The organism is Vulcanimicrobium alpinum (genome assembly GCF_027923555.1).
GTDB lineage: Bacteria > Vulcanimicrobiota > Vulcanimicrobiia > Vulcanimicrobiales > Vulcanimicrobiaceae > Vulcanimicrobium > Vulcanimicrobium alpinum.
The window spans coordinates 363,718-387,002 of sequence record NZ_AP025523.1; the positions used below are offsets into that span (position 1 = coordinate 363,718).

At 69.6% G+C, this 23,285-nt stretch carries 26 protein-coding genes; 24 read left to right on the forward strand and 2 right to left on the reverse strand.

Annotation, left to right across the window (positions count from 1 at the left end; all coding sequences use genetic code 11):
* Window positions 1–53 precede the first annotated feature (53 nt).
* Window positions 54–437 (forward strand): winged helix-turn-helix transcriptional regulator, encoded by a 384-nt coding sequence (locus WPS_RS01785; protein ID WP_317996151.1) that lies wholly within the window; start codon window positions 54–56, stop codon window positions 435–437.
* A gap of 165 nt (window positions 438–602) precedes the next feature.
* Here the strand turns inward: WPS_RS01785 and WPS_RS01790 are convergent, their stop codons facing one another.
* Entirely contained in the window at window positions 603–1,904 is a 1,302-nt protein-coding gene (locus WPS_RS01790) for a serine hydrolase domain-containing protein (protein WP_317996152.1), read from the reverse strand.
* A 20-nt stretch (window positions 1,905–1,924) separates the two neighbouring features.
* Here WPS_RS01790 and WPS_RS01795 point away from each other — a divergent pair, with 20 nt between their 5' ends.
* From WPS_RS01795 to WPS_RS01895, 21 genes are all read left to right on the forward strand, one after another.
* The gene (locus WPS_RS01795) at window positions 1,925–3,865 is read left to right on the forward strand and encodes a glycoside hydrolase family 20 zincin-like fold domain-containing protein (protein WP_317996153.1); all 1,941 of its coding nucleotides are present in this window, start codon (window positions 1,925–1,927) and stop codon (window positions 3,863–3,865) included.
* A 108-nt stretch (window positions 3,866–3,973) separates the two neighbouring features.
* Window positions 3,974–4,615, forward strand: a complete 642-nt coding sequence (locus WPS_RS01800) for a Crp/Fnr family transcriptional regulator (RefSeq protein WP_317996154.1) — start codon at window positions 3,974–3,976, stop codon at window positions 4,613–4,615.
* Between the two features lie 15 nt (window positions 4,616–4,630).
* On the forward strand, window positions 4,631–6,598 hold the full coding sequence (locus WPS_RS01805) for a hypothetical protein (RefSeq protein ID WP_317996155.1): 1,968 nt from the start codon (window positions 4,631–4,633) through the stop codon (window positions 6,596–6,598).
* 98 nt (window positions 6,599–6,696) lie between these two features.
* Window positions 6,697–6,843 (forward strand): hypothetical protein, encoded by a 147-nt coding sequence (locus WPS_RS01810; protein WP_317996156.1) that lies wholly within the window; start codon window positions 6,697–6,699, stop codon window positions 6,841–6,843.
* A 1-nt stretch (window position 6,844) separates the two neighbouring features.
* Window positions 6,845–7,249: a GntR family transcriptional regulator gene (locus WPS_RS01815; RefSeq protein WP_317996157.1), complete on the forward strand. Its 405-nt coding sequence runs from the start codon at window positions 6,845–6,847 to the stop codon at window positions 7,247–7,249.
* A complete protein-coding gene (locus tag WPS_RS01820; protein ID WP_317996158.1) occupies window positions 7,246–8,118 on the forward strand; it encodes an ABC transporter ATP-binding protein in 873 nt (290 codons plus the stop codon). Before WPS_RS01815 ends, WPS_RS01820 begins: the two co-directional genes overlap by 4 nt.
* Window positions 8,118–8,885, forward strand: a complete 768-nt coding sequence (locus WPS_RS01825; protein ID WP_317996159.1) for a hypothetical protein — start codon at window positions 8,118–8,120, stop codon at window positions 8,883–8,885. The genes WPS_RS01820 and WPS_RS01825 overlap by 1 nt, the downstream gene beginning before the upstream one ends.
* A 1-nt stretch (window position 8,886) precedes the next feature.
* Window positions 8,887–9,057 (forward strand): hypothetical protein, encoded by a 171-nt coding sequence (locus WPS_RS01830; protein ID WP_317996160.1) that lies wholly within the window; start codon window positions 8,887–8,889, stop codon window positions 9,055–9,057.
* A gap of 26 nt (window positions 9,058–9,083) precedes the next feature.
* On the forward strand, window positions 9,084–10,472 hold the full coding sequence (locus WPS_RS01835) for a dipeptidase (protein WP_317996161.1): 1,389 nt from the start codon (window positions 9,084–9,086) through the stop codon (window positions 10,470–10,472).
* The gene (locus tag WPS_RS01840; RefSeq protein ID WP_317996162.1) at window positions 10,469–11,227 is read left to right on the forward strand and encodes a class I SAM-dependent methyltransferase; all 759 of its coding nucleotides are present in this window, start codon (window positions 10,469–10,471) and stop codon (window positions 11,225–11,227) included. Before WPS_RS01835 ends, WPS_RS01840 begins: the two co-directional genes overlap by 4 nt.
* A 4-nt stretch (window positions 11,228–11,231) precedes the next feature.
* Window positions 11,232–11,492, forward strand: coding sequence for a hypothetical protein (locus WPS_RS01845; RefSeq protein ID WP_317996163.1), 261 nt, complete (start codon window positions 11,232–11,234; stop codon window positions 11,490–11,492).
* Window positions 11,493–11,515: 23 nt separating this feature from the next.
* Window positions 11,516–13,546, forward strand: a complete 2,031-nt coding sequence (locus WPS_RS01850; protein ID WP_317997588.1) for a hydantoinase/oxoprolinase family protein — start codon at window positions 11,516–11,518, stop codon at window positions 13,544–13,546.
* Between the two features lie 134 nt (window positions 13,547–13,680).
* Window positions 13,681–15,105, forward strand: coding sequence for an FAD-dependent oxidoreductase (locus tag WPS_RS01855; RefSeq protein WP_317996164.1), 1,425 nt, complete (start codon window positions 13,681–13,683; stop codon window positions 15,103–15,105).
* Window positions 15,092–15,400 (forward strand): hypothetical protein, encoded by a 309-nt coding sequence (locus tag WPS_RS01860; protein WP_317996165.1) that lies wholly within the window; start codon window positions 15,092–15,094, stop codon window positions 15,398–15,400. The genes WPS_RS01855 and WPS_RS01860 overlap by 14 nt, the downstream gene beginning before the upstream one ends.
* The gene (locus WPS_RS01865) at window positions 15,400–16,329 is read left to right on the forward strand and encodes an N-acetylglucosamine kinase (RefSeq protein ID WP_317996166.1); all 930 of its coding nucleotides are present in this window, start codon (window positions 15,400–15,402) and stop codon (window positions 16,327–16,329) included. The genes WPS_RS01860 and WPS_RS01865 overlap by 1 nt, the downstream gene beginning before the upstream one ends.
* Window positions 16,326–16,994, forward strand: a complete 669-nt coding sequence (locus WPS_RS01870) for a putative N-acetylmannosamine-6-phosphate 2-epimerase (RefSeq protein WP_317996167.1) — start codon at window positions 16,326–16,328, stop codon at window positions 16,992–16,994. Before WPS_RS01865 ends, WPS_RS01870 begins: the two co-directional genes overlap by 4 nt.
* A 119-nt stretch (window positions 16,995–17,113) precedes the next feature.
* Complete coding sequence (gene coxB / locus WPS_RS01875) at window positions 17,114–18,199, forward strand: cytochrome c oxidase subunit II (protein WP_317996168.1); 1,086 nt, start codon at window positions 17,114–17,116, stop codon at window positions 18,197–18,199.
* A 17-nt stretch (window positions 18,200–18,216) separates the two neighbouring features.
* Window positions 18,217–19,923 carry a cytochrome c oxidase subunit I gene (gene ctaD / locus WPS_RS01880; protein WP_317996169.1) on the forward strand — a complete coding sequence of 569 codons (1,707 nt, stop codon included), beginning with the start codon at window positions 18,217–18,219 and terminating at the stop codon, window positions 19,921–19,923.
* A gap of 20 nt (window positions 19,924–19,943) precedes the next feature.
* Window positions 19,944–20,588 carry a cytochrome c oxidase subunit 3 gene (locus WPS_RS01885; protein WP_317996170.1) on the forward strand — a complete coding sequence of 215 codons (645 nt, stop codon included), beginning with the start codon at window positions 19,944–19,946 and terminating at the stop codon, window positions 20,586–20,588.
* Between the two features lie 15 nt (window positions 20,589–20,603).
* On the forward strand, window positions 20,604–20,813 hold the full coding sequence (locus tag WPS_RS01890; RefSeq protein ID WP_317996171.1) for a hypothetical protein: 210 nt from the start codon (window positions 20,604–20,606) through the stop codon (window positions 20,811–20,813).
* A gap of 129 nt (window positions 20,814–20,942) precedes the next feature.
* Window positions 20,943–21,119 (forward strand): hypothetical protein, encoded by a 177-nt coding sequence (locus tag WPS_RS01895; RefSeq protein ID WP_317996172.1) that lies wholly within the window; start codon window positions 20,943–20,945, stop codon window positions 21,117–21,119.
* Window positions 21,120–21,126: 7 nt separating this feature from the next.
* Here WPS_RS01895 and WPS_RS01900 read toward each other — a convergent pair whose 3' ends face one another.
* Window positions 21,127–21,759, reverse strand: coding sequence for a hypothetical protein (locus WPS_RS01900; protein ID WP_317996173.1), 633 nt, complete (start codon window positions 21,757–21,759; stop codon window positions 21,127–21,129).
* Between WPS_RS01900 and WPS_RS01905 the strand changes: the two genes are divergently transcribed.
* Both WPS_RS01905 and WPS_RS01910 read left to right on the forward strand, forming a co-directional pair.
* Entirely contained in the window at window positions 21,737–22,078 is a 342-nt protein-coding gene (locus WPS_RS01905) for a copper-binding protein (protein WP_317996174.1), read from the forward strand. The genes WPS_RS01900 and WPS_RS01905 overlap by 23 nt on opposite strands.
* A 47-nt stretch (window positions 22,079–22,125) precedes the next feature.
* Complete coding sequence (locus tag WPS_RS01910) at window positions 22,126–23,280, forward strand: SCO family protein (RefSeq protein ID WP_317996175.1); 1,155 nt, start codon at window positions 22,126–22,128, stop codon at window positions 23,278–23,280.
* Window positions 23,281–23,285: the final 5 nt, after the last annotated feature.

Consider the following 23,285-nt stretch of genomic DNA (forward strand, 5'->3'; position numbering starts at 1 on the left):
TATCTCGCGGGAAAGCGGGAGGCGCAAACCCTTTCTTCTAAGCAGGCGGGCTGATGAACGACGGGTCGGGGAGCTGGACGGAACGCGATGAAGTGGCGATTCGCCGGATGATCGGCGAAGGGCGCACGCCGGTGCAGCGCGTCGCCAACGTGCTCGCCAGCAAACACAAACTCGCGGTGTTCTGGGAGCTTTCGACCGGTCCGAAACGGTTCAAGGAACTCGAACGCGCGCTCGCGCCCGTCACCGCGAAAGTGCTCACGCGCAACTTGCGCGATCTCGAAGAGATGGCATTCGTCGTGCGCGAGTCGTTCGACGTGTCGCCGCCCAAGGTCGAATACCGTCTCTCCCCGATGGGAGACGGATTGCGCGCGCACATCCACGCCTTGTGCGAGTGGTCGATGGCCCACGCCGACGCGTTGATGCCTGCGGCGGGATGAGCGCTCCGACCACTTTCTCCTGAGATACTACTAGCCGCGCCGGTGCGCGCCGCGTACGATTGGCGGCGTGCTCTCCAGGCCGGCGGCAGCTACGCTGCCGGCGCGTTTTTTTTTGCGCGAGAGCGGGCCCGCGCCCGGAGCGCGATTCGCTGGTGACGGTCGTGCCTACCGCAAAGGCGATGGTGACGGCGATGGAGCCGGCGTCGGCGCCGGTCCCGGCGTGGCCGGAAAGCCGAGCGCGCTGCGCGCGGCGTCGGCGCTGTAGCGCGCGGATTGTTCGCGCGCCGCGTCGATCGCGGTGCGCTCGCCGCCCTGGTGTCGGATCTGCGCCGCGACGAGCGTGTCGAGTTTCGCTTCGAGGTACAGCGTCGAGCCGCCGGTGTCGGGATAGTGCGCGTTCGATGCGAAGACGACGGCGACGTCCGAGGCCGGATCGATCCACACGCTCGTCCCCGACGAGCCCGTGTGCCCGAATCCGCCGCGCGCGAAGATCTCGCCGCGGTTGCGCGAGTACACCGAGTCGAGGTCCCAGCCGATCCCGCGCACCTGACCGTCGCCGGCGTAATGCGGCTCGATCATCGCGCGCACCGTCGCCGGCGTCAGCGCGAACCCCGGCGTTTCGAGGCCGCGCGCCGCGCGCAAGAACGCGCGCGCGAGGAGCGCGACGTCGCCGGCCGTCGCCAGCATCCCGGCGTGGCCGTTGAGGCCGGGGACAGTGCCGTATGCATCGCGCAGCCGCTGTTCCGACTCGTTGCGGATCTGCGGCGCGAGCCGCGCGCGATGCGCGGCGTCGATCGTCGTGTCGAAGAACGCGTCGCGCATCCCCAGCGGACGGAAGAGCTCGTCCTGCACGAACCGCTCGTACGGCGTCTTCGCGGCGTGCGCGACGACGTCGGCGAGCGTGATGAACGCGAGATCGCTGTACTCGAACTTCGTCCCCGGAGCGAAGCTCAGGCCGGCGGCGTAGGTGTGCGCCAGAATCGCCGGAACGTCCGCCTGGTAATCGGCCTTGACGTAGTCGATTTGCATCCCGCCGGTATGGGTGAGCAGCTGCAGCAGCGTGACGTCGTGTTTTCCGTTCGCGGCGAAGGCGGGGATCCACGTGCCGACGCGATCGCCCAGCCGCAGGACGCCGCGCTGGGCGAGCAGCATGATCGCGCTCGCCGTCGCCATCGGCTTGGTCGTCGACGCGAACTCGTAGATGGTCGAGGGATCGTTCGCAACCCGTGCCGGCTCGAGCGTTCGGATCCCGTACGCGCGGCGATACAGCACGCCGTGCGACGAGGTGACGACGAGGACGCCGCCGGGAAGATCGCCGCGGCCGATCGCGTCGTTCACGAGCCGGTCGAGCGCGGCGGCGGCGTCGGGCGGAAGGCGTGCGGCGACGGCGAGCGGAGCGTCGGCGCGCGCGGCGGAAGCGCCGGTGACGAACGCGCAGGCGAGAACGGCGGCGAGGAGACGGTGCACGCGCCGGTGTAGCGCGGCACGTGCCAACCTTCCTGGTCGCGCTGGCCCTCGCGGCGCTCGTGCCGCAGCCGAACTCCGTCGACGCGACCGCATGCGCGGCACCCTACGTGCTCGACCGCCCCCTGCGGTTCGCGGCCGGCACCGATCGCGGCGGCTTCGAACTGCTGCGCGAACGCTGGAGCGCGCTCGGGATCCCGGCACCGGTCCTCGCGCCGCCGCCCGCGATCGCCGACGTGCGGCGCCTGCGGACGTCCGCCGGCGGCGACGGTTACGATCTCACGGTGACGCGTCGTGACGTCGCGATCGGGATCCGGAGCGGCAGCGCGTCGGAGTTCGATGCGCTCGCGACGCTCGCGCAGTTGCCGCAGCGCACGAACGGGCAGTGGACGCTGCCGTGCGTGCGCATCGCCGACGCGCCCGCGTTGCGCTGGCGCGTCCTCTCCGACGACGTCTCGCGCGGTCCGTTCCCGACGATGGCCTATGCGAAGCAGCGCATTCGTACGCTCGCGTCCTTGAAGATGAACGGCTGGTCGCCGTACATGGAGCACGTCGTCGTCGATCCGCGCGCGCCCTACGTGGCGTGGCCCAACGGGTACACGCTGGCGCAGCTGGGCGAGCTCGCCGGCTACGCGCGACGGTATCACGTCACGCTGATCCCCGAGCAGCAGACGTTCGCGCACATGCACGAAACGCTCAAATGGGAGACGTACGCGCCGCTGGCGGAACTGCCGCACGGGTATCTCCTCGCCGAAAGCGATCCGCGCACGTACACCTATCTCGCGCCGCTTGTGCGCGGCGTCGCCGGCGCCGCGATGCCGGTGCCGTTCGTGCATCTCGGCGCCGACGAACCGCTCGATCTCGGGCGCGGGCGCACGCCGCGCACGCCGCAGGTCTTCGCCGACCACGTGAACCGGGTCGCTGCGATGCTGCCGGCGGGCGTGCGTCCGATGATCTGGGACGACGCGATCCAGAAAGACCCCTCGATCCTCGGTCTGATTCCGCGCTCGACGGTGGTGGTCACGTTTCACTACGGCGCGGAGCGCTCGTTTCGCGGCTACGTCGATCCGATCGCGAACGCCGGCTTCGACCAGATGATCGCACCCGGCGCCGCGAACTGGAACGAGATCTATCCCGATCTCGAAACCGCGTACGCCAACGTCGCGCGCTTCGGCGCCGACGCGAAGGGCGCGCGCGGGATGCTGGGAATGTTCATGACGGTGTGGCACGACGACGGCGAGTCGCTATACGAGGCGACGTGGCCCGCCGTCGCATACGCCGCGGCGACGGCGTGGCAGACGCGGCCGGTCGATGATGCTGCGTGGCATCGTACGTTTGCGCGCGCGTTTTTCGGCTCCGACGACCCGGCGTACGCCGCCGATCTCGACGGTCTGCAAGCGATCCGCTTGCTGCTGCGCGCCGACGAGGGCGACGCGCCCGATTATCTCTTTTGGCGCGACCCGTTCGACCCGCGGGTGCAGGCCCGCGCCGCACGGCTCGATCTCGCCGCGATCCGCACGCGCGCCGAGGCGGTACTCGCGCACGTGTGGACCGCGCGCCCACCCCTTCATGCCGACGCGGTCGCGCCGATGACGGTCGGCGCGCTGCGGTACGATCATCTCGCGCGCCGTCTGCAGATCGGGAAGGAGGCCCGCGACTACTACGACGACGCGCGCGCGCACGCCACCAAACGCAACGTAGGCTCCGTCTATCGCAGCCTCAACGTCGCGAAGTATCTGTGCTGGGAGATGCGCGACGCGCTCGCGGCGATCGAACCGCTGTACGTGCGCGCCTGGCGAGCCGAGAGCACCGACGGCGGCTTGCCGCGGATCCTCGTGCACTACCATGCCGCGGCGGCGGACGCGCAGCGCTGTGCCGACCGGCTCGACACTGCCGCCCGCGAAGATTATGACGGAGCCGGGACGCTACCGCCCTGGGAGACCGTCATCCCAAGCGCAAAGTGAGGGCGCGCGCTCGCTCGCATATCGTCTGCGCGATTGCCGGGTAGCGGAGAACCTATGGCAAGCGGTAACCGGTTTCTCGATGCACTTCCAACGGCGGACGCGGCGGCCTTGACCGCGACCGCGACGACGATCGAACTCGCGCTGGGGGTCAACGTCGCCCAGCGGGACGAGGCCCTGACGACCGTCTATTTTCCGCTGACGGGCGCGATCTCGGAGATCGAGGAGCAGGACGACGGCGGCGCGGCCGAGGTGACGGTGACTGGGCCCGAAGGATTTAGCCCGCTCGAGGCGGCGCTCGGCGCCCCGCGCGAGCAGCGACGGCGTCTGGTACAGGTGCCCACCCACGCGCTCGCCGTCTCGGCCGGGCATCTCGCCGAAACGGTACGCGAGTCGCCCGCGATGCAGGCCCTCGTCAACCGCTACACGATCGCGATGCTGCGCTCCGCAGGGATCTCGGTCGCATGCAACGCGCGGCATGCCGCACCGGCGCGCCTGGCGCGGTGGCTGTTGCGCATGCACGACCGGGTCGGCAGCGACCGTTTTCGCCTCACGCACGAAGCGACGGCGCTCATGCTCGCCGTGCGTCGCCCCACCGTGACGCTCGCGGTCAACGAACTGGTCGCGGCCGGGGCGATCGAATCCGAACGCGGAGGCGTGCGGATCCTCGATCGCGCGAAGCTCGAGACGATCACCTGTTCCTGCTATGCGGAGGCGCGCAACGTGACGGAGGGTGTCTATCCGAGTCCCTGACGCGGACGCCGCCCCGTGACCGGCGTCCTGATCGTCCTTGTCTTCGTCGCGCTCGCGGGGTTGATGATCGCGCGCAAACTGCCGGCCCTGCTGGCGGTACCGCTGATGGCGCTGGCGACGGCGGCGCTCGCCGGCGTGCACGATCTTACCGGGATCGTGACGCAAGGCGCGGTGAAACTCGCGCCGGTGTACGCGACGCTGTTTTTCGGCGCGCTGCTGAGCCGCGTCGTGCTCTCGACCGGGATCGCCGAGACGCTGGTGACGTACGCCGCGGAGTTCGGCGGCGATCGTCCGCTGGTGCTCTCGCTGCTGCTGTGCGCGGTGGTCGCGGTGCTCTTCACCACCGTCACGGGCTTGGGCGCGATCATCATGATCGGCACGATCGTGCTGCCGGTGATGATGACCGTCGGTCTGCCGCGCGCCACGTCGGCGACGCTCTTTCTGCTCGCGTTCGGCCTCGGGTACGTCCTCAACATCGCGCAGTGGAAGTTCTACGGCACGGTGTTCGGCGTCGACCGCGCGGCGTTTCAGAACTACGCGTTCGTGCTGTTCGCCGTGCAGGCGGCGGTGCTGATCGCTTACGCGCTGGTGCGGGCGCGCGCGACGCGCGGCTACGCGACGAAGGTGGAGGCCGGCGAACCGCCGCGCAAGCGCGTCGGCCCGCTCGCGCTGATCGCACCGGTCCTGCCGCTGGTGCTGCTGCGCGGCTTCAACGTCGACGCGATCGTCGGCTTCGCGATTGCGGCGCTCTACGGCGTGCTGGTGACGCGTCCGCGCAGCGCGGTGCAGACGCTGCTGGCGGCGTGGATCCGCGGGATCGAAGACGTCGCGCCGGCGACCATCCTGATGATTGGGATCGGGATGCTGCTGGTCGCCGCGAACACGACCGAGGTGCAGGCGGCGGTGAAGCCGCTGGTCTCGGCGGTCGCGCCGCGTTCGCCGCTCGCGTACGTGCTGCTGTTCGGCCTGCTCTCGCCGCTCGCGCTTTACCGCGGACCGCTCAACCCGTACGGCGTCGGGATCGGCGTCTATACGGTGCTCGCGACGCTCGGCGTCGTCCCCGCCGTCGCGCTGGTCGCGGCGGTGATGGCCGTGGTGCAAGTGCAGAACGTCTGCGATCCGACCAACACGCAGAACGTGTGGGTTGCGAACTTCACCGGCGTTCCGGTCGAACGGATCACGCGGCTCACGCTGCCGTGGCAGGTCGGCGTCGCGACCATCGGCGTCCTCGCGGTCGTCGTCGCCGGCGGCGCGCTGTTCGGCACGGCGCCGTTCGCGGCCGCGCGACCGGCCGGCGCGGCGAGCGATCCGGCGGGACTCTATGCGCCGCCCTCGGCCGCGCGCGCGATCGCGGTGATCGACGACGGAAGCGCCGACGGCGCGAGCGCGGCGCGCGAGATGCGCGAGGAGATCGCGCGCGGCTGGAGCGGTTATCGCATCGTCGACGCCAACGGCGATCCCTCGGCGAGCGATTGCCGTGCGAAGCCGTACTCCGCGGCGCTGCGCGTGCGCGTCACGCCGCTCGGCCGCGACGAGCGCGATCTCGGCGCCGAACTGACCGATTGCGCCGGCTGGAGCGTCGATCAATGGCACGCGCAGGGCGACGTGCGCACCGCCGCGCGCGACGTGCTGTTCCGCCTGCGCGTGTGGTCGCGCGAGCATTCCGCGCTCGCCGCGAACGTCTTCGATCGCGGGCTTGCGTACGATCCGCAATCGGCGACGCCGACGTACTTCTACGTCATGTTCAAGCCGAGCGACGGCTACATGCGCGCGCTGGTGCGCCCGGGCGGACCGGCGTGGACGGCCGGCCTGCGGACCGGCGATGTGATCGACAAACTCGACGGCCGCTTCTGGTGGGAGTACGGAACGTACCAGACGCAGCTGCGCGCCTACGACGGAAAGCCCCACGCGTTCGACGTGCAGCGCGGCCGCGTCGGCGGCCCCGCCCAGCACATCGAACTCGGGTCACCCTTCAGCGGCTGAAAAACTCCCTCCGACCCCACTTGACGGCGTACTAGTACATCTAGTACTTTATATTGGGCTAGTTCAACTAGTACAAGTCCGCCGCTAAGGAGCCCGCCATGACCACCGCCGCCGCCCCCGCTCCCGCCGCCGTGTCCGGCGCCCGCGCCCACGTCCGCACCGTCCGTCCCGAACCGGCCCGCCCGTGCGTCGGCCGCACCCGGCCCGACTTCGCCAGCTTCCGCGGCTGGGGCGTCTCGATCTAACTTGCCGCCCGCGTTCTTCTCGGTCAACCCGCACGGTGGCGGTCCGCTGTATCAGCAGCTCGCCGATCAGATCAAGCGCGCCGTTGCGATGGGGGCGCTCGCCCCCGGCGAGCGCCTGCCCACCGTGAAGGGTCTCGCGCACGAACTGAAGCTCAATCCGAACACCGTCGCGCGGGTGTACCGGGACTTGGAACGCGACGGCGTGATCGCCACGACGCCCGGACGCGGATCGTTCGTTCGCGAGAACGGTGCGGTCGGCGAAGCGCGCCGGATGGCGACCAACGTCACCGAGATCGCCCTCGACAACGCGGTGCGCGAAGCACGTTCGCTCGGCGTCACGCGCGAAGAACTCGACGCGATCGCCCGAGCGGCCGTCGCGCGCTGGTATCCGGAGGAAGAACGATGATCGCGATCCGCGGGCTGACCAAGCGCTATCGCGACGTCCTCGCCGTCGACGAAGTCTCGCTCGAAGTTCCGAGCGGCTCGGTCTGCGGACTGCTCGGACGCAACGGCGCCGGGAAGACGACGACGTTCAAGTGCCTGCTCGGCTTCGCACAGCCCGAGCGCGGCGAGGTTCGCTTCAACGGCGTGCCGCGCACGCCGGCGACGTTCGCGTCGCTGGGGTACGTCCCCGAACGTCCGGCGCACTACGGCTGGCTCACGGTCGCGCAGCATCTCGAGTTCGCGCGGCGCACCCAGCCGTCGTACGACGCGGCGTTCGCGAGCGAACTGCTCGCGACGTTCCGGCTCGATCCACGCAAGAAGTCGTCGCGGCTCTCGAAAGGCCAGCAGACGGCGCTGTCGCTGATCCTTGCGCTCGCGCACCGGCCGCAAATCCTCATCCTCGACGAGCCCGCCAGCGGTCTCGATCCGCTGATGCAGCGCGTCGTCCTCGACCTGCTGATCGACGCCGGGACGAGCGGCGCGACGATCCTGCTCTCGTCGCACCAGATCGGGCAGATCGATCGCGCCGCCGACCGCGTCGCGATCATGCGCGACGGGAAGATCGTCCTCGCCGGCGTCCTCGACGACCTGCGCGAAGCCGCGCGGATCGTCGAGGCGACCTTCATCGGAAGCGTCCCGGACTTGGGCGGACTCGAGCGGACGATGCGCGTCGAACAGATCGGCACCAGCATCCGCGTCCATGCGAACAGCGACGCGGCCGCCGTCACGGCACGGCTCGGCGCGCTCGGCGCCGCGGGCGTGCGCGTCGTTGACCGTTCGCTCGAAGACGTCTTTCTCGATGCCGTCGGCGACGGCGAAGGAGCAGTCTGATGTCGTACGTCGAGGTCCTGCGCGCGCGCCGCGCGCTGACGTGGATCTTCGCGATCGAAGCGGCGCTCGTGCTCATCGCGGTCGTCTCGCTCGCGTACGCGCTGCGCGGCGGACCGGTCCACGATCACGGGTCGATGGTGCTCTCGGCCCTCCTCGCGCCGGGAGCGTTCCTCGCGCTGATCGCCGCGACCGCGCTCGCGCCGGGCCTCAGTGCCGAAGGCGGCACGATCGCGCTGCTGTGGACGCGGCCTGCGACGCGCGACCGCATCGCGTGGGCGTACGTTGCGGTCGACGCGCTGGCGATCCTCATCGCGTACGTGGGCGGGATTCTGCTCGCCGCCGTCCCGATCGGGATCGTCTTCGCACTCTTTCACGCGCGGGGGCAGATGCACGTCGACACCGGCGTCGCCGTGACGGAACTGGTGCTGAGCCTCGGCGCCGCGTTCATGTGGTACGCGCTGATAAGCCTCGCCGCGTCGCGCCTTCCGGGGCGCGGACCGCTGCTCGCCGGAGCGAGCTGGGGTGTATTCGTCATCGCCGCCGGGCTGACGCAGGCGCCGTTCCCACCGTGGCTTCACGCGGCGATCATGGCGCTCAACCTGCTCAACCCGCTCGTCTATTTAGGCGGAATTCGTGTCAGCGACGGCGTGACGAGCAACACCAGCGTCATCGCGATGACGCCGGAAGCGCGGGCGATCTGTGCCTGGGCGATTGCCGTCGTCGCGATATTCCTTGCCGCACGGTTGTGGTCGACTCGGGAGGCGTGACGTGACGATCCTTGCTACGCATTTCGCGATCGTGCTGGGCGCGTGGCGCCTGCGCGTGCGCATCGACATCGACGAACCGCGCGACGAACGCCCGGTCCGTCATGCGGAGACGGGCGGCGCAAACGGCGCCGCGACGCCCGAACCGGTCGAATCGCGCGGCGCCTGGAACTGACCGTCGCGGCGGCGAAGCCATCGGCCATGATCGCTCCGCACGCCGATGCCCTGGTCGAACACGTCCGCGCCAACCGCGCGCGCTATCTCGACGAACTGCGCGCGTGGATCGCGATCCCGTCGATCTCCGCGCAGCCGGCGCATGCCGGCGACGTGCGACGGTCTGCCGAGCATGCGGTCGCGCGCATGCGCGCCGCCGGGCTCACCGATGCGGAAGTCCTCGAAACGGGCGGCCATCCGGTTGCGTACGGCGCGTGGCTCGGCGCGCCGGGCGCGCCGACGATCCTGATCTACGGCCACCACGACGTCCAGCCCGACGATCCGATCGCGCTCTGGACCTCGCCGCCGTTCGACGCGCAGGTCCGCGACGGCAAGCTCTACGGCCGCGGCGCCGTCGACGACAAGGGGCAATGTCTGATGCACCTCGCCGCGATCGAAGCGCACCTGCGCGTCAACGGCAAGCTGCCGCTGAACGTCAAGGTGGTGATCGAAGGCGAAGAAGAAGTCAGCTCGGCGCACTTCGAGAGTTTTCTCGCCCGCGAGAAAGAGCGGCTGGCCTGCGACTGCGTCGTCGTCTCCGACACCGCGGTCTTCGCCGAAGACGTCCCGTCCCTGACGACGTCGCTGCGCGGTCTCGTCGGCTGGGAGATCACCGTGCACGGCCCGGCGACCGATCTGCACTCGGGCTACTACGGCGGGATCGTGAAGAACCCGCTGGAGGCGCTCGCGCAGATGCTCGCGGCGCTCAAGGACGCGCACGGGCGCGTCGTCGTCCCCGGCTTTTACGACGGCGTGCGCGAGCTCTCGCCGGCCGAGCGCGCGGAGATCGCGGCGCTGCCGTTCGATCCCGCCAAAGAAGCGGCGGCGCTCGGCGTCCCCGAGCTCAGCGGCGAATCGGTGCGTTTGCCGCTCGAGCGGATGTGGATGCGCCCGACGCTCGAGATCAACGGGATGTACGGCGGATATCAGGGCGACGGTTCGAAGACGATCATCCCGTCGTACGCGAAGGCGAAGCTGACCTCGCGGCTCGTCCCGCATCAGGATCCGCATGCGGTCCGTCACGCGGTGACGACGTTCCTCAAGCGCGTCGCACCGAAGGGCGTGACGGTCGAGATCGAGGAGCACGGCGACGTGCGTGCGGTCGAAACATCGCGCGATCACCCGGCCGTCGCCGCCGCCGCGCGCGCGATGGAACTCGGCTTCGGCAAACCGCCGGTCTTCATCGGGACCGGCGGGACGATCGGGCCGGTCTCGTCGTTCGACCGCATCCTGCACCTGCCGCAGGTGCTGATCGGCGTCGGCCTTCCCGACGACGCGATCCACGCGCCCAACGAGCGCTTCGATCTTGGTCAGTTCTACGGCGGGATCGAGACGATGACGTACCTGTACGACGAGTTGGCGAAGGCGCTTCGGTGAACCCGACGACGCGGTTCGACGATCGCGCCGGCGCGTACGTCGCGGGCCGTCCGTCGTATCCCCAGGCGGCCATCGACGCGCTCTTCGACGGGCTCGGCGACCCGCACGAGGTGCTCGCCGCGGACATCGGCGCCGGGACGGGGATCTCCTCGCGTCTGCTCGCCGCCGCCGGCGCGCGCGTCTTGGCGATCGAACCGAACGCCGATATGCGCAGCGCCGCCGAGCCGCATCCGAACGTGGAGTGGATCGCGGCGACCGGCGAAGAGACCGGACTCAACGAGGCGAGCGTCGATCTGGTGACCGTCTTCCAGGCGTTCCACTGGCTCGACCCGCACGCCGCGCTGCGCGAGTTCCTGCGCATCCTCCGGCCCGGCGGGCGCGTCGCGCTCGTGTACAACGAACGCGACGAGAGCGACGCGTTCACCGCCGCATACGGCGATCTGGTGCGGCTTTACGCGACCGACGAGACGGAGCGCCGCCGCGACGATGCGCGCAGCGCCTTCGAGCGCCTCGCGTCCGCGGGCGCATGGCATCAGCCGCGGCGGCTCACGTTCTCCAACACCCACGACCTCGACGCCGACGGGCTCTTCGCGCGCACGCGCAGCACCTCGTACCTCCCGAAAGGCGGTGCTGCGGCCGAAGAACTGCGCGCGGAATCGCGCGAGCTCTTCGCTCGCTTCGCCGCGAACGGCCGCGTGCAGATGCGGATGCTGACGATCGTCTCGATCGGCGACGTCGGCGGCGACGGCGCGTGACGCGATGAGTGATATGGCAGTCGAAGCGATACGGCGTCACGTCAGCGTCACGGAATACAATGCGATGGCGCAAGCGGGGATTCTCGGAGACGACGAACGCGTGGAAGGCTTGGACGGCGACGTCATCGTGGCGCCGCCGCAAGGACCGCCGCACGTCTCCGTCGTTGCGCGGATCGCCGACGTCCTGCGGAGCCGCCTCGATGCGCGGCTCGCGTTCCCGGACGTGACGTTTACCGTCGACGAGCTGATGGGCCCCGACCGCTGAGCGGCGCGCGGCTGCGCATCGGAATCGACGTCGGCGGGACGTTCACCGACGTCGTCGCGGTCGACGCGGCGACGCGCGAACTGATCGCGGCGGTGAAAGTGCCGACGACGCACGATCATCCCGACGGCGTCGCGGCCGGGATCGTGGCGGGCCTGGAGCGGATCCTCGCCGAGCCGCAGGTCGACGCGCACGCGATCGCGTTCATCGCGCACTCGACGACGCAGGCGACGAACGCGCTGCTCGAAGGCGACATCGCGACCGTCGGCGTCCTGCTCCTCGGCGGACCGGTCGTGCGCGCCTTCGCGCGATTCGCGCCGTTCGCGCTCGCCGAAGGAGTGCAGTTCGCGCCGCGGTGGTACGACGGACGCGATCCCGCCGCGCTGGATGCCGCCGCCGCGGGGGGCGTCGACGCGATCGCGGTCAGCGATGCGTTCGGCGTCGACCGGCCACAGCGCGAAGCCGCGCTCGTCGGCGCGGCGCGCGCGCGCGGGATCGCCGCGACGAGCGGCGCCGAGGTGTCGACGCAATACGGCCTGCGCGCGCGCACTCGCACCGCCGCGCTCAACGCTGCGATCCTGCCGCGGATGCTGCGCACGTCGCGCGTCACCGCGCGTGCCGTCGCCGACGCGCGCATCCCCGCGCCGCTGATGATCATGCGGAGCGACGGCGGCGTGATGGACGTCGGCGAAGTCGAGCGGCGCCCGATCCTCACCATGCTCTCTGGTCCCGCGGCGGGGATCGCCGGCGCGCTCTTTCACGAGAACGTCACCGACGGGATCTTCATCGAAGTCGGAGGGACGAGTGCCGACTGCTCGGTGATCCGGCGGGGTCAGCCGCAGATGCGTCCGGCACAGATCGGCGGCCACCGTACGCTCCTGCGCACGCTCGACGTGCGCACGATCGCCGTCGCGGGAGGTTCGCTCGCACGGCTGCAGCACGGGCGCGTCGTCGAGGTCGGTCCGCGCTCCGCGCACATCGCGGGATATCACTACGCAGCGTTCACCGCCCGCGAGACGATCGCAAGCGCGCGCGCCGACCTCTCCGCCGGCGTGGGCGCTCTGGTTGCCGCCGACGGGACGCGGATCGCGGTGACGCCGACGTGTGCGGCGAACGCGCTGGGCGCCGTCCCCCAAGGCGCGTTCGCGGCCGGCGATCGCGAGGCGGCGCGCGCCGCGTGCGCGCTCGTCGCCGCCGAACTCGGCACCGACGCCGACGCGCTTGCGCGGGCGATCCTCGATCGTGCCTCCGACCGTCTGCGGGCGACGATCGAGGAGCTCATCGCCGACTACGGGCTCGATCCGGCGACCGTGGTGCTCGTCGGCGGCGGCGGCGGCGCGGCCGCGCTCGTTCCCTACGCCGCGCAGCGGCTGGGCTTCGCGCACCGCATTGCGCGCGACGCGGCGGTGATCTCGCCGGTCGGCGTCGCGCTCGCGCTCGTCCGCGACGTCGTCGAACGGACGATCGTCGATCCCCAACCCGCCGACCTCGCGCGTATCCGGCGCGAGGCGATCGACGCTGCGGTTGCCTCCGGCGCCAACCGCGACTTCGTCGAGGTGGCGGTCGAGATCGACACGGCGCGCAACCGCGTGCGTGCCACCGCGTCCGGCGCCACGGCGATGGCGCAGGACGCCGGCGGCTCGGCGACCGCAGGTGAGACGGAACGGATCGCCGCCGCCGCCGAGCACCTGCGCGAACGGGCCGCGGACGTGCGCATCGTCGCGCGCACCCCTGGCCTGCTCGTCGCCGCGGGCGCGCGCGAACTCGCGGTCGTCGATGCGCGCGCGGTCGTGCGGCTCGTGCTCCCGTCAGCGCGCGCGCGTACGCTCGCCGCCGGCACCGTTGCCGACGCGCTGCCGCGCGAGATCGACGACGCCACGACGTTCGGCGACGTGGGCCGATCGCTGCCGGATGTGTTTCTCCTGCGCGGCGCGCGCATCGCCGAGTTCAGCGGGATGGCGGAGGCCGCACAGATCGCGGGGCTCGTGCGCGACGAACTCGACGGCGTCGACGCCGCCGAGCCCGTCGTCGTGGTGACCGTGACGAAACGCGCCTGACGGCGCCGCCGTCAGCGGTAGAAAACCGCAGCGAGCGGCAGGCACTCCAGCGAAGCCCCCGCGACGGCGCGCGCGAGGGCCCGCCGACTCGCCCAACCGTCGAACGTTTCGTCGCGAACGGAGCGGGCAACGCGGTGCGCGAAGGCGCGGAGATGCGCGAGTACGACGTCCTCGTGGTCGGCGGCGGAAACGCCGGGTGCGCCGCCGCGATTGCGGCGGCGCGCACGGGTGCGCGCGTGATGCTCGTCGAGCGCTACGGTTTTCTCGGGGGCACCGCGACCGCGTCGATGGTCGGACCGTGGATGACGTTTCACTCCGGCGATGACCGGATCGTCGGCGGGATCGCGCAGGAGATCGTCGAGCGGCTCGTCGCGCGGGGCGGCTCGCCGGGACACATCCGCGACGCCTCCGACTACGTCCCGACGATCACGCCGTTCGACCCGGAGATGCACAAGGCGCTGCTGTTCGAGATGATGCGCGAGAGCGGCGTCGCGCTGCTGCTGCACGCGTGGTTCCTCGACGCGGTGATGTCGGGCGAGCGCGTCGCGGGCGGCCGCTTCGCGACCGTCGGCGGGACGCGCGAGATCCGCGCGAAACGGACGATCGACGCGACCGCGGACGCGTACGTCGCGGCGAGTGCGGGCGTGCCGACGCAGCAGGGCGACGCGCGCGGCCGCGTCCAGCCGGCGAGCCTGATGTTCCGGCTCTCGCACGTCGATCGCGATGCGCTTGCGCAGTACGTTCGCCGCAATCCCGAACAGATGCGCAGTTCGCTCAAAGCGCACGAACGAACGCCCGAAGCGCTCACCGCCGTCGCCGGGCTCTACGAGCTGTGGCAGGCGGCCCGCGAGCGCGGCGACGTCAGCGTTCCGCGCGAGCTGGTCTCGCTCTTCGCGACGCCCTACGACGACGAGGTGACGGTCAACATGACCCGTGTCGTCGACGTCGATCCGCTCGACCCCGACGATCTCACGCGCGCGGAGATCGAAGCGCGCGCGCAGGTGATGCAGCTGCTCGCGTTCTTTCGCCGCGACGTGCCGGGATTTGCGAACGCGCGGATCGCGGCGACCGCGACGCAGATCGGCGTGCGCGAGTCGCGCCGCATCGCCGGCGAGTACACGCTGACCGCCGACGACGTCCTGCACGCGCGCGCGTTTCCCGACGCCGTCGCGCGCAGCGCGTACCCGATCGACATCCACAATCCGTCCAGCAGCGGCACCACGACGCATCGGCCGCCGGCCGGCGGTTCGTACGAGATCCCGTACCGCTGTCTGGTCCCGCTCAACGTCGACGATCTGCTCGTCGCCGGCCGCTGCATCTCGACGACGCACGAGGCGCTCGCGTCGACGCGGCTGACGCCGACGGTGATGACGCTCGGCCAAGCCGCCGGAACGGCGGCGGCGCTCTCGCTCCACGCCGGCGTCGGCCCGCGCGAACTCGACCCCGAACGCCTGCGCGCCCGCCTGATCGCCGACGGCGTCGACTTGCGCCGCTCCTCCGTCACCGCGAACGTTCCCGTCACCGTGAGCTCGTCGAAGGGCAGCGGTGAACGTGCCTGACGTCCGCGGCATCGCCGCCGCCTACGGCGTGCGCATCGAAGTCGGCGACCTCGGCGCATGGGGCGGCACGACGCTCGTCGCCGAGTACGATCCGCGCGGTCCGGTGATCCGCATCAACGAGCGCGCGCTCCCGCGCGCGTCGTCGTGCGAGGTGCGCGATGCGATCGACCGCGCGATCGCGCACGAGTTGTACCATCACCGCGAAGCGATCGGCGAGATCCCGTCTCTCGGCGACCGCGCCGCGCGCGAGCGCGCCGCCGACGCGTTCGCCGCGCACGTGACGCGCGACGCGTAGTGCGCTACGTCGCCGGCATCGATGGCGGACAGTCGTCGACGACCGCCGTGATCGTCGGCGACGACGGCCGCATCCGCGGCCGGGGAACCGCCGGCCCGGCCGATCACGTCGACGAACCGCCGGGATCGACGCGCTGCGCCGACGCGCTCGGCGCCGCCGTGACGCGCGCGCTCGCCGCCGGCGGCCTTCCGCCCGCGACGATGCTCGAAGCGGCCGTCGCCGGCATCTCCGGCTACGACCGGCACTTCGACGGCGCTGCGCCGCGCCTGCCCGCGCGCCGAATGCGTCTGCTGCACGACGCGCCGATCGCGCTCGCCGGCGCTGTGCAGGCGCGGCCCGCGATCGTCGTCATCGCCGGGACGGGCTCGGTCGGCTACGGTGACGACGGCACGCGGACGGTGACCGTCGGCGGCTGGGGCCACCTCTTCGGCGACGAGGGGAGCGCGTATGCGATCGCTCGCGAGGCGCTCGCAAGCGCGATGCGCGCCGAAGATCGCGGCGAGCGCGCGCCGCTAGGCGACGCAGCGCTCTCGTATTTCGACGTGCGCGATCTGCGCGCGCTGGCGACCGCGGCGCTGACGGGCCGGATCACGCGCGCCGCGCTGGCGTCGTTCGCGCGGCTCGTCCACGACGGCGCGCGGCTCGGCGACGCCGACGCGGCCGCCGTCGTCGACGACGCTGCACGCGCGCTCGCCCGACTCGCCGCGACGACGATCGCCCGGCTCGACTTGGGCGAACGGACCCCGCGCGTCGCGTTCGTCGGCGGCGCGGTGAGCGGCGAGGGGTTCCGGGCGGCGATTCGCGACCGGCTCGCCCCGCTCGCGCCGGCGGCGATCGTCGTACCGCCTCGCTACGACGCGGCGGTTGGCGCAGCGCTGTTGGCATTCGACGACGCGGGGCTGGCGCACCCCGAGCGGATCGTCGAGTGAGCGTCCTCGAAGCACTGCGCGGCGGCGTGATCGTCTCGGTCCAGGCGGAAGGCGGCTCGCCGCTCAACGCACCGGAGGCGATCGCCCTGCTCGCGCGGGTCGCGGCGGCGAACGGGGCTGCCGGGGTCCGGGCCGAGGGCCTCGCGCGGCTGGGCGCGGTGCGGCGCGCCGTGGACATCCCGATCGTCGGGATCGTCAAACGTCAGTACGATGGGTTCGCACCCTACATCACGGCGACCGAGCGCGAGATCGCGGAGGTCGTCGCCGCCGGCGCGGAGATTGTCGCGTTCGACGCGACCGGGCGGCCGCGGCCGGGTGGCTGGGACGACGCCGCGATGGTCGGCGCCATCCACGCGCGGGGCGCCCTCGCGATGGCCGACTGCGCCACCGCCGACGACGTGCGCCGCGCCGCCGCGGCAGGCGCCGACGTGACGGCGACGACGCTCTGCGGGTACACCAAGGCCACGCGGGGGACGGAGCTGCCGGCGCTCGACCTGGTGCGGGCGTGCGCGGCGACGGGACGCTTCGCCGTGTGCGAAGGCGGGGTCGGGACGCCGGCGGCGGTACGGTCGGCGTTCGCCGCCGGGGCGCAGGCGGTCGTCGTCGGGACGGCGATCACGAACGTCGACGTGCTCGTGCGGCGGTTCACCTCGGCGACATCGTGAAAAGTCAGCGACCGCGTTCGTCTCGTCCACGATAGTAGGAGTTGCAGCCACCTCGCGAGGAGAACAAGGCGCGTCGAGCGCCGCCGGGGGGAGGCGACATATCGCGTAGCGAGGAGCTCTTGGCACAGCGGACCGTCAAGCCGAAGACGAATCTCGGCCCTGGATTTTGGCAGATCACCGCGCTGATCGTGATCGTGTCGGCGCTGATGAGCTACTTCACCTGGATCAGCGACTGGCCGATCGGGCTGATCCCCGCCGGCGATCCCGCTCCTTCCACCGACTTCCTGTTCAAGTTCCTCGGGATTGTCGCGTCGTGGATCTTCAACATCGTCACGATCTACACGATCTATTTCGCGATCGTGTTCCGCCGGCCGAACGACGCGCCCGCGAGCGCGATCGGCGTGCAGATCCACGATCAGCCGGTCCTCGAGTTCTGGTGGACGGTGATCCCGACGATCCTCGTCGTGATCCTTGCGATCTTCTCGGTGAAGATCTGGAGCGACATCCAGAACACCCAAGGCGACGTGCTCACCGTGGAGGCGATCGGCTATCAGTTCGGCTTTCAGTTCCGCTATCCAAAGCTGGCGCAGCCCGTCACCGGGATCATGCACCTGCCGCTCAACACGCCGACGACGATCCACGTGACCTCGCGCGACGTGCTGCACGGATTCTGGATCCCGGAGATGCGCATCAAGGCCGACATGGTGCCGGGTTTGGTGAACACGCTGCGCGTCACGCCGACCAAGGCGGGGACGTACCGCATCATCTGCACCGAGTTCTGCGGCGACGGCCACGGGCTGATGAAGACGCAGGTCGTGGTCGAGAACCAGCAGGACTTCGCCAAGTGGTTCCACCAGCAGGGCGGCACCGCGGGCGCAGGCGGCGGAAGTTCGGCGGCGATCGCGCTGGGCGCCGGGAAGGCCGATGCTGGACAGGCGCTCTTCGGGCAGAAGTGCAGCGCCTGCCACTCGGTCGGCCCGTACGCGCAGAAGCTCGTCGGTCCGGGCCTCGGTCAGATCTTCAGCGACTCGGCGCATCCTAAGCTCGTCAACGGCGCCGACCCGACGCCGCAGAACGTCGCGATGATCCTCAAAAACGGATACCAGGGTGATCTCGGCATCATGCCCAGTTCGCAAGTGAACCAGATTTCGAACACCGACATCGCGAATCTGGTCGCCTACCTCGTCAGCCTCTCGAAGAAATAACGGAGAACAGCCGACTTATGGCAACGCTCGCCCCCGGAGTCAAGACGGGCTCGTATCACGCGGTCCTCGACCACATCCACCCCGAGCCGACCAGCTTCATCCGCAAGTACATCTTCTCGATCGATCACAAGGTCATCGGGATCCAGTACATGATCACGGGCGGGCTGTTCTTCCTGATCGCAGGTCTGCTCGCCGAGATCATCCGCGTCCAGCTCCTCTCGCCGCAGAACACGTTCGTCACCGCGGCGACCTACAACCAGGTGTACTCGATGCACGGCTCGGCGATGGTGTGGATGGTGATCATCCCGCTGGTCACCGGAGCGTTCGGCAACTTCGTGATGCCGCTGCAGATCGGCGCGCGCGACGTCGCGTTCCCGTGGCTCAACCTGGCGGCGTTCTGGATGTTCCCGGTCGCCGGCGTGATTCTGTTCTCGTCGTTCCTGATCGGGGCGCCGGATGCGGGCTGGACCGAGTACCCGCCGATCTCGCTGCAGGGACCGCCCGGCACCACGATGTGGTGCATCGCGATCTTCCTGATCGGGATCAGCTCGACGCTGACTGGGATCAACTTCATCGTCACGATCGTGAAGATGCGGGCGCCGGGGATGACGTTCACCCGCATGCCGCTCTTCGTGTGGGCGCAGCTCGCGACCGCCGGTCTCTCGTTCATCGCGACGACGGCGCTGGCCGGCGCGCTGCTCGCGCTCTTCCTCGAACGCACCTTCGGCGTCCCGTTCTACGATCCCAAGCACGGCGGCTCGCCGTTGCTGTGGCAGCACATGTTCTGGTTCTACTCGCACCCGGCCGTGTACATCATGATCCTGCCGGCGTTCGGGATCGTCTCGGAAGTGCTGCCGACGTTCTCGCGCAAACCGATCTTCGGCTACAAGATGATCGCGTTCTCGTCGGTGGCGATCGCGCTGCTCGGCTTCTCGGTCTGGGCGCACCACATGTTCACCTCCGGGATGGTGCCGTGGCTGCAGCTGCCGTTCATGATCCTCACGATGGTCATCGCGGTCCCCACCGGGATCAAAATCTTCTCGTGGATGGCGACGTTGTGGGGGGGATCGATCCGCTGGACGACGCCGATGCTCTTCGCAACGGGCTTCCTGATCACGTTCACGTGCGGCGGGCTGACCGGATTCTTCCTCGCGGCGGTCCCGGCCGACTACCACGAGCACGGCACCTATTTCGTGGTCGCGCACTTCCACTACGTGCTCTACGGCGGCTCGGTGATGGGGCTGTTCGCCGGCATCTACTACTGGTGGCCGAAGATGACCGGGCGCATGTACGATGAGCGCCTCGGCCAGATCCACTTCTGGATCACGTTCCTCGCCTTCAACGGCACGTTCATGCCGATGCATTGGCTCGGACTGATGGGGATGCCGCGCCGCGTGCCCTACTACGACCCGGCGTACCAGTTCTGGAATCAGTTCGCGTCGGTCTCGTCGTTCGTGCTCGCCGCGTCGATGCTGCTGTTCCTCTACAACCTCTTCACCTCGTTCCGCAGCGGGAAGATCGCGGGGCCCAACCCGTGGGGTGCGCGCACGCTGGAGTGGATGATCGCGTCGCCGCCGCCGTATTACAACTACAAGAAGATCCCGGCCGTTCTCGCGACGCCGTACGACTTCGGAAACCCGCTCCCGTACATTGGCCTCGACGCCGCACCGGGCGCGACGGAAGCGACGCCGACGATGTCGTCGCATCCGGTGCCCGCGTACTAAAGGGAGCGTAGGGAAGCGACATGGCGGTCTCCATCGCCAAACAAGGCTACAACCTCGGACACGGCGAGCACGGCGATCACGAACACGAACTGGTGATCTACCAGGAGACGCGCGACATGCGTCTCCTGGGGTTCGTCCTGTTCCTCGGTTCCGACGTCGTGCTGTTCTCGGCGTTCATCTTCGCGTACATCTACCTGCGCACGACCGTCTCACCGACGTGGCCGCCGATCCTGGACGGCCACCAGTTGCCGCGGCTCGACACCGCGTTCGCGGCCGTCAACTCGGTGGTGCTGTTCGGCTCCGGCGTCACGATGCACTACGCGCTGGAGAACTGGAAGCACGGAAACCGCCCGCGCTACAACCTCTTCATGCTGCTGACGATCCTGCTCGGCGCGGGCTTTCTCGGCGGTCAAGCCTACGAGTACGCGCACGCGCAGATCGGCGGCTGGAGCGGCAGCATTTTCGGCGCGTCGTTCTTCACGCTCACCGGGATGCACGGTTTCCACGTCTTCGTCGGCGTGGTCTACCTCATCGTCCTCTGGCTGCAAACCCAGCGCAACGTCTACGACCAGGAACGCTACTTCGGCCTCACCGCCGGCACGCTCTACTGGCACTTCGTCGACGTCATCTGGGTCGCACTGTTCTTCCTGTTCTATCTCTGGTAAGCGAGGCGATTCGATATGGAAGGACTGGCCGGAGTTGAAAAAATCATCGCGCTGATCGGCGCGGTGGCGGTGTTTGTGTTCGCGATCATCGGATTGCGAGGCGAGTGGCGGAAGACCGGGCTCGACGACAACGTCACCAAGGTACTTCTCGGCCTGATGGCGTTCGGCTGCATCCTCGTGCTGCTGGCGTCGTTCGGTGTTCTTCCGCGCGGAGGCGGTGCGTAATGAAGACCATGATGAGGAGCGCGCCCTCTGGGGATCGCGCACGATCGATGATCGCGAGCGCGGTCGCTGCGTGGGGGCCCCATCGCGCAGCGATGGGGAGCGCGGAGCCTGGGGCGGAGCGCCGTTAGAATGTACGACTTGAAAGACGATCGGGGCGTGCCGATCTCGACCGGGATTCCGCCGATCGTGACGTGGTCGGCGATCGCGTGCGTCGTCCTCATCTTCATCGTCGCGGGGATGGTGCTTTCGACGGCCGGATTCGGCCACGTCTGGCCGGCGGACAAGTCGCTGACCGTACCGCTCTAGCGGCGCGTTAGGCGATCTCTTCTTTGCGCCCGTGGATCCCGACGCCGAGCGCCGGGATGCGGGCCGGAAGGACGCCGGTCGAGCGGCCGTCGATCGTGTGGACGCCGCCGTATTCGGTGAACTCGCAGAGCGCGGGACGTACAAATTCGGGCAATTCGACCGGCCCCAGGGTCGGCCACTCGCAAGCGACGCTGCGATCCTCGGTCAGCACGGCGACGTAGCCGTTGCACATCTCGTCCGAGTACGCGTCGCGTCCGCGGTAGCGGATGTAACCGTCTACGATATAGACCGGTCGCAACGTATTGAAGAGCGCGCGCACCGGCGCGGCCATCACCCACAGCGCCCAGACGGCGCAGCCAAGGACGCCCAGGGCAAAGACGGGCGCAACGATGATGATGTCCTTTGGAACCCATTTCGGCGAGAGGTGCGGCGCGGCGAAGATGCCGACGGTCAGCACGGAGAACACGATCCCGCAGATGACCGGCTCGATCGCGATGCTTGCGCGCCCGAAGAAGCCGGTGAGCACGACACTGCGTTCGCTGCGCGTCCAGGGCCGCCGGATCAATCGCTCGGCACGGTCGTCGGCGGTGAGTCTGCTCGGCCGTACGCCGTGGATCATGCTGCTGCTCGTGTCGATCATGATGCTCGTTCCGGGGATTGCTCGTGCCGGTCAGCGGGTGCACGGCGTCGTGCTCGCCGTCACGCCGAAGACCGGGAACGTGATCGTGCGCCACGACGCCTTCGGTTCCATGCCGGCGATGACGATGGAGTTTCGTATCGTTCCCCGCAGCCGGGCCTTGCAACTGCAAGCCGGCGCCACGATCGACGCCGACGTCGACACCGAAACGGAACCGTGGACGCTGTCGAACGTACAGAGCACAAGCGGGCAGCGGCTTACCGACACAGCGCCCAGACGGCGCAGCCAAGGACGCCCAGGGCAAAGACGGGCGCAACGATGATGATGTCCTTTGGAACCCATTTCGGCGAGAGGTGCGGCGCGGCGAAGATGCCGACGGTCAGCACGGAGAACACGATCCCGCAGATGACCGGCTCGATCGCGATGCTTGCGCGCCCGAAGAAGCCGGTGAGCACGACACTGCGTTCGCTGCGCGTCCAGGGCCGCCGGATCAATCGCTCGGCACGGTCGTCGGCGGTGAGTCTGCTCGGCCGTACGCCGTGGATCATGCTGCTGCTCGTGTCGATCATGATGCTCGTTCCGGGGATTGCTCGTGCCGGTCAGCGGGTGCACGGCGTCGTGCTCGCCGTCACGCCGAAGACCGGGAACGTGATCGTGCGCCACGACGCCTTCGGTTCCATGCCGGCGATGACGATGGAGTTTCGTATCGTTCCCCGCAGCCGGGCCTTGCAACTGCAAGCCGGCGCCACGATCGACGCCGACGTCGACACCGAAACGGAACCGTGGACGCTGTCGAACGTACAGAGCACAAGCGGGCAGCGGCTTACCGAGGACGTCTCCTCGCCGCTGCGCAACGTGCCGCAGCTCAAGATCGGCGACGTCGTCCCCGACGCGGCATTCGTCGACCAGCGCGGCGCGCCGTTCCGCTTCTCGTCGCTGCGTGGTCAGGATGTCGTCCTCTCGTTCATCTACACTCGCTGTCAGGATGCGCGCATGTGTCCGCTGATCAGCGCGAAGTTCCGCCAGCTCCAGCAGCTCGCCGGCGCACGTCGCGTGCACCTCGTCGAAGTGACGCTCGATCCGGCGTACGATCGCCCGCCGGTACTCGCGCGCTATGCGCGCACCTTCGGCGCCGATCCGCGCCGTTGGAGCTTCGCCGTGGGCGATGCCGATCCGACGCTCGACTTCGCCGCGCGTTTCGGGATCACGGCGTTCGCCGATCCGCGCGTCGGGATCATCCACGCTGAGAACACGGTGCTGATCGGCCCCGACGGCCGCATCACGGAGATGAACACCGAGACCGCGTGGCTGCCGAACGAACTGCTCGCGCAGATCGACGCTGCGCACGGCCGCGGCGGCAACTGGCTGGCGCGGTTGGACCTCTTCCTGAAAACCGGCGCGACCGCGATCTGCGGCAACAGCGTCGCCGGCTTCAGCGGCCTCACCGACCTGCTCGTCGTCCTCGCGATCTTCGCAGCGCTGGGCTACGCGGTCTACCGGCTCGCGCGCACGATCTTCGCATAGCGCAA

What these genes read in the sequence shown, in the direction of transcription:
- WPS_RS01785 (WP_317996151.1), top strand. Translation starts at nt 54, where the DNA reads ATGAACGACGGGTCGGGGAGCTGGACGGAACGCGATGAAGTGGCGATT.
- WPS_RS01810 (WP_317996156.1), top strand. Translation starts at nt 6,697, where the DNA reads ATGACCACCGCCGCCGCCCCCGCTCCCGCCGCCGTGTCCGGCGCCCGC.
- WPS_RS01820 (WP_317996158.1), top strand. Translation starts at nt 7,246, where the DNA reads ATGATCGCGATCCGCGGGCTGACCAAGCGCTATCGCGACGTCCTCGCC.
- WPS_RS01825 (WP_317996159.1), top strand. Translation starts at nt 8,118, where the DNA reads ATGTCGTACGTCGAGGTCCTGCGCGCGCGCCGCGCGCTGACGTGGATC.
- WPS_RS01835 (WP_317996161.1), top strand. Translation starts at nt 9,084, where the DNA reads ATGATCGCTCCGCACGCCGATGCCCTGGTCGAACACGTCCGCGCCAAC.
- WPS_RS01845 (WP_317996163.1), top strand. Translation starts at nt 11,232, where the DNA reads ATGAGTGATATGGCAGTCGAAGCGATACGGCGTCACGTCAGCGTCACG.
- ctaD (WP_317996169.1), top strand. Translation starts at nt 18,217, where the DNA reads ATGGCAACGCTCGCCCCCGGAGTCAAGACGGGCTCGTATCACGCGGTC.
- WPS_RS01885 (WP_317996170.1), top strand. Translation starts at nt 19,944, where the DNA reads ATGGCGGTCTCCATCGCCAAACAAGGCTACAACCTCGGACACGGCGAG.
- WPS_RS01890 (WP_317996171.1), top strand. Translation starts at nt 20,604, where the DNA reads ATGGAAGGACTGGCCGGAGTTGAAAAAATCATCGCGCTGATCGGCGCG.
- WPS_RS01895 (WP_317996172.1), top strand. Translation starts at nt 20,943, where the DNA reads ATGTACGACTTGAAAGACGATCGGGGCGTGCCGATCTCGACCGGGATT.
- WPS_RS01905 (WP_317996174.1), top strand. Translation starts at nt 21,737, where the DNA reads ATGCTGCTGCTCGTGTCGATCATGATGCTCGTTCCGGGGATTGCTCGT.
- WPS_RS01900 (WP_317996173.1), bottom strand. Translation starts at nt 21,759, where the DNA reads ATGATCGACACGAGCAGCAGCATGATCCACGGCGTACGGCCGAGCAGA.
- WPS_RS01910 (WP_317996175.1), top strand. Translation starts at nt 22,126, where the DNA reads ATGCCGACGGTCAGCACGGAGAACACGATCCCGCAGATGACCGGCTCG.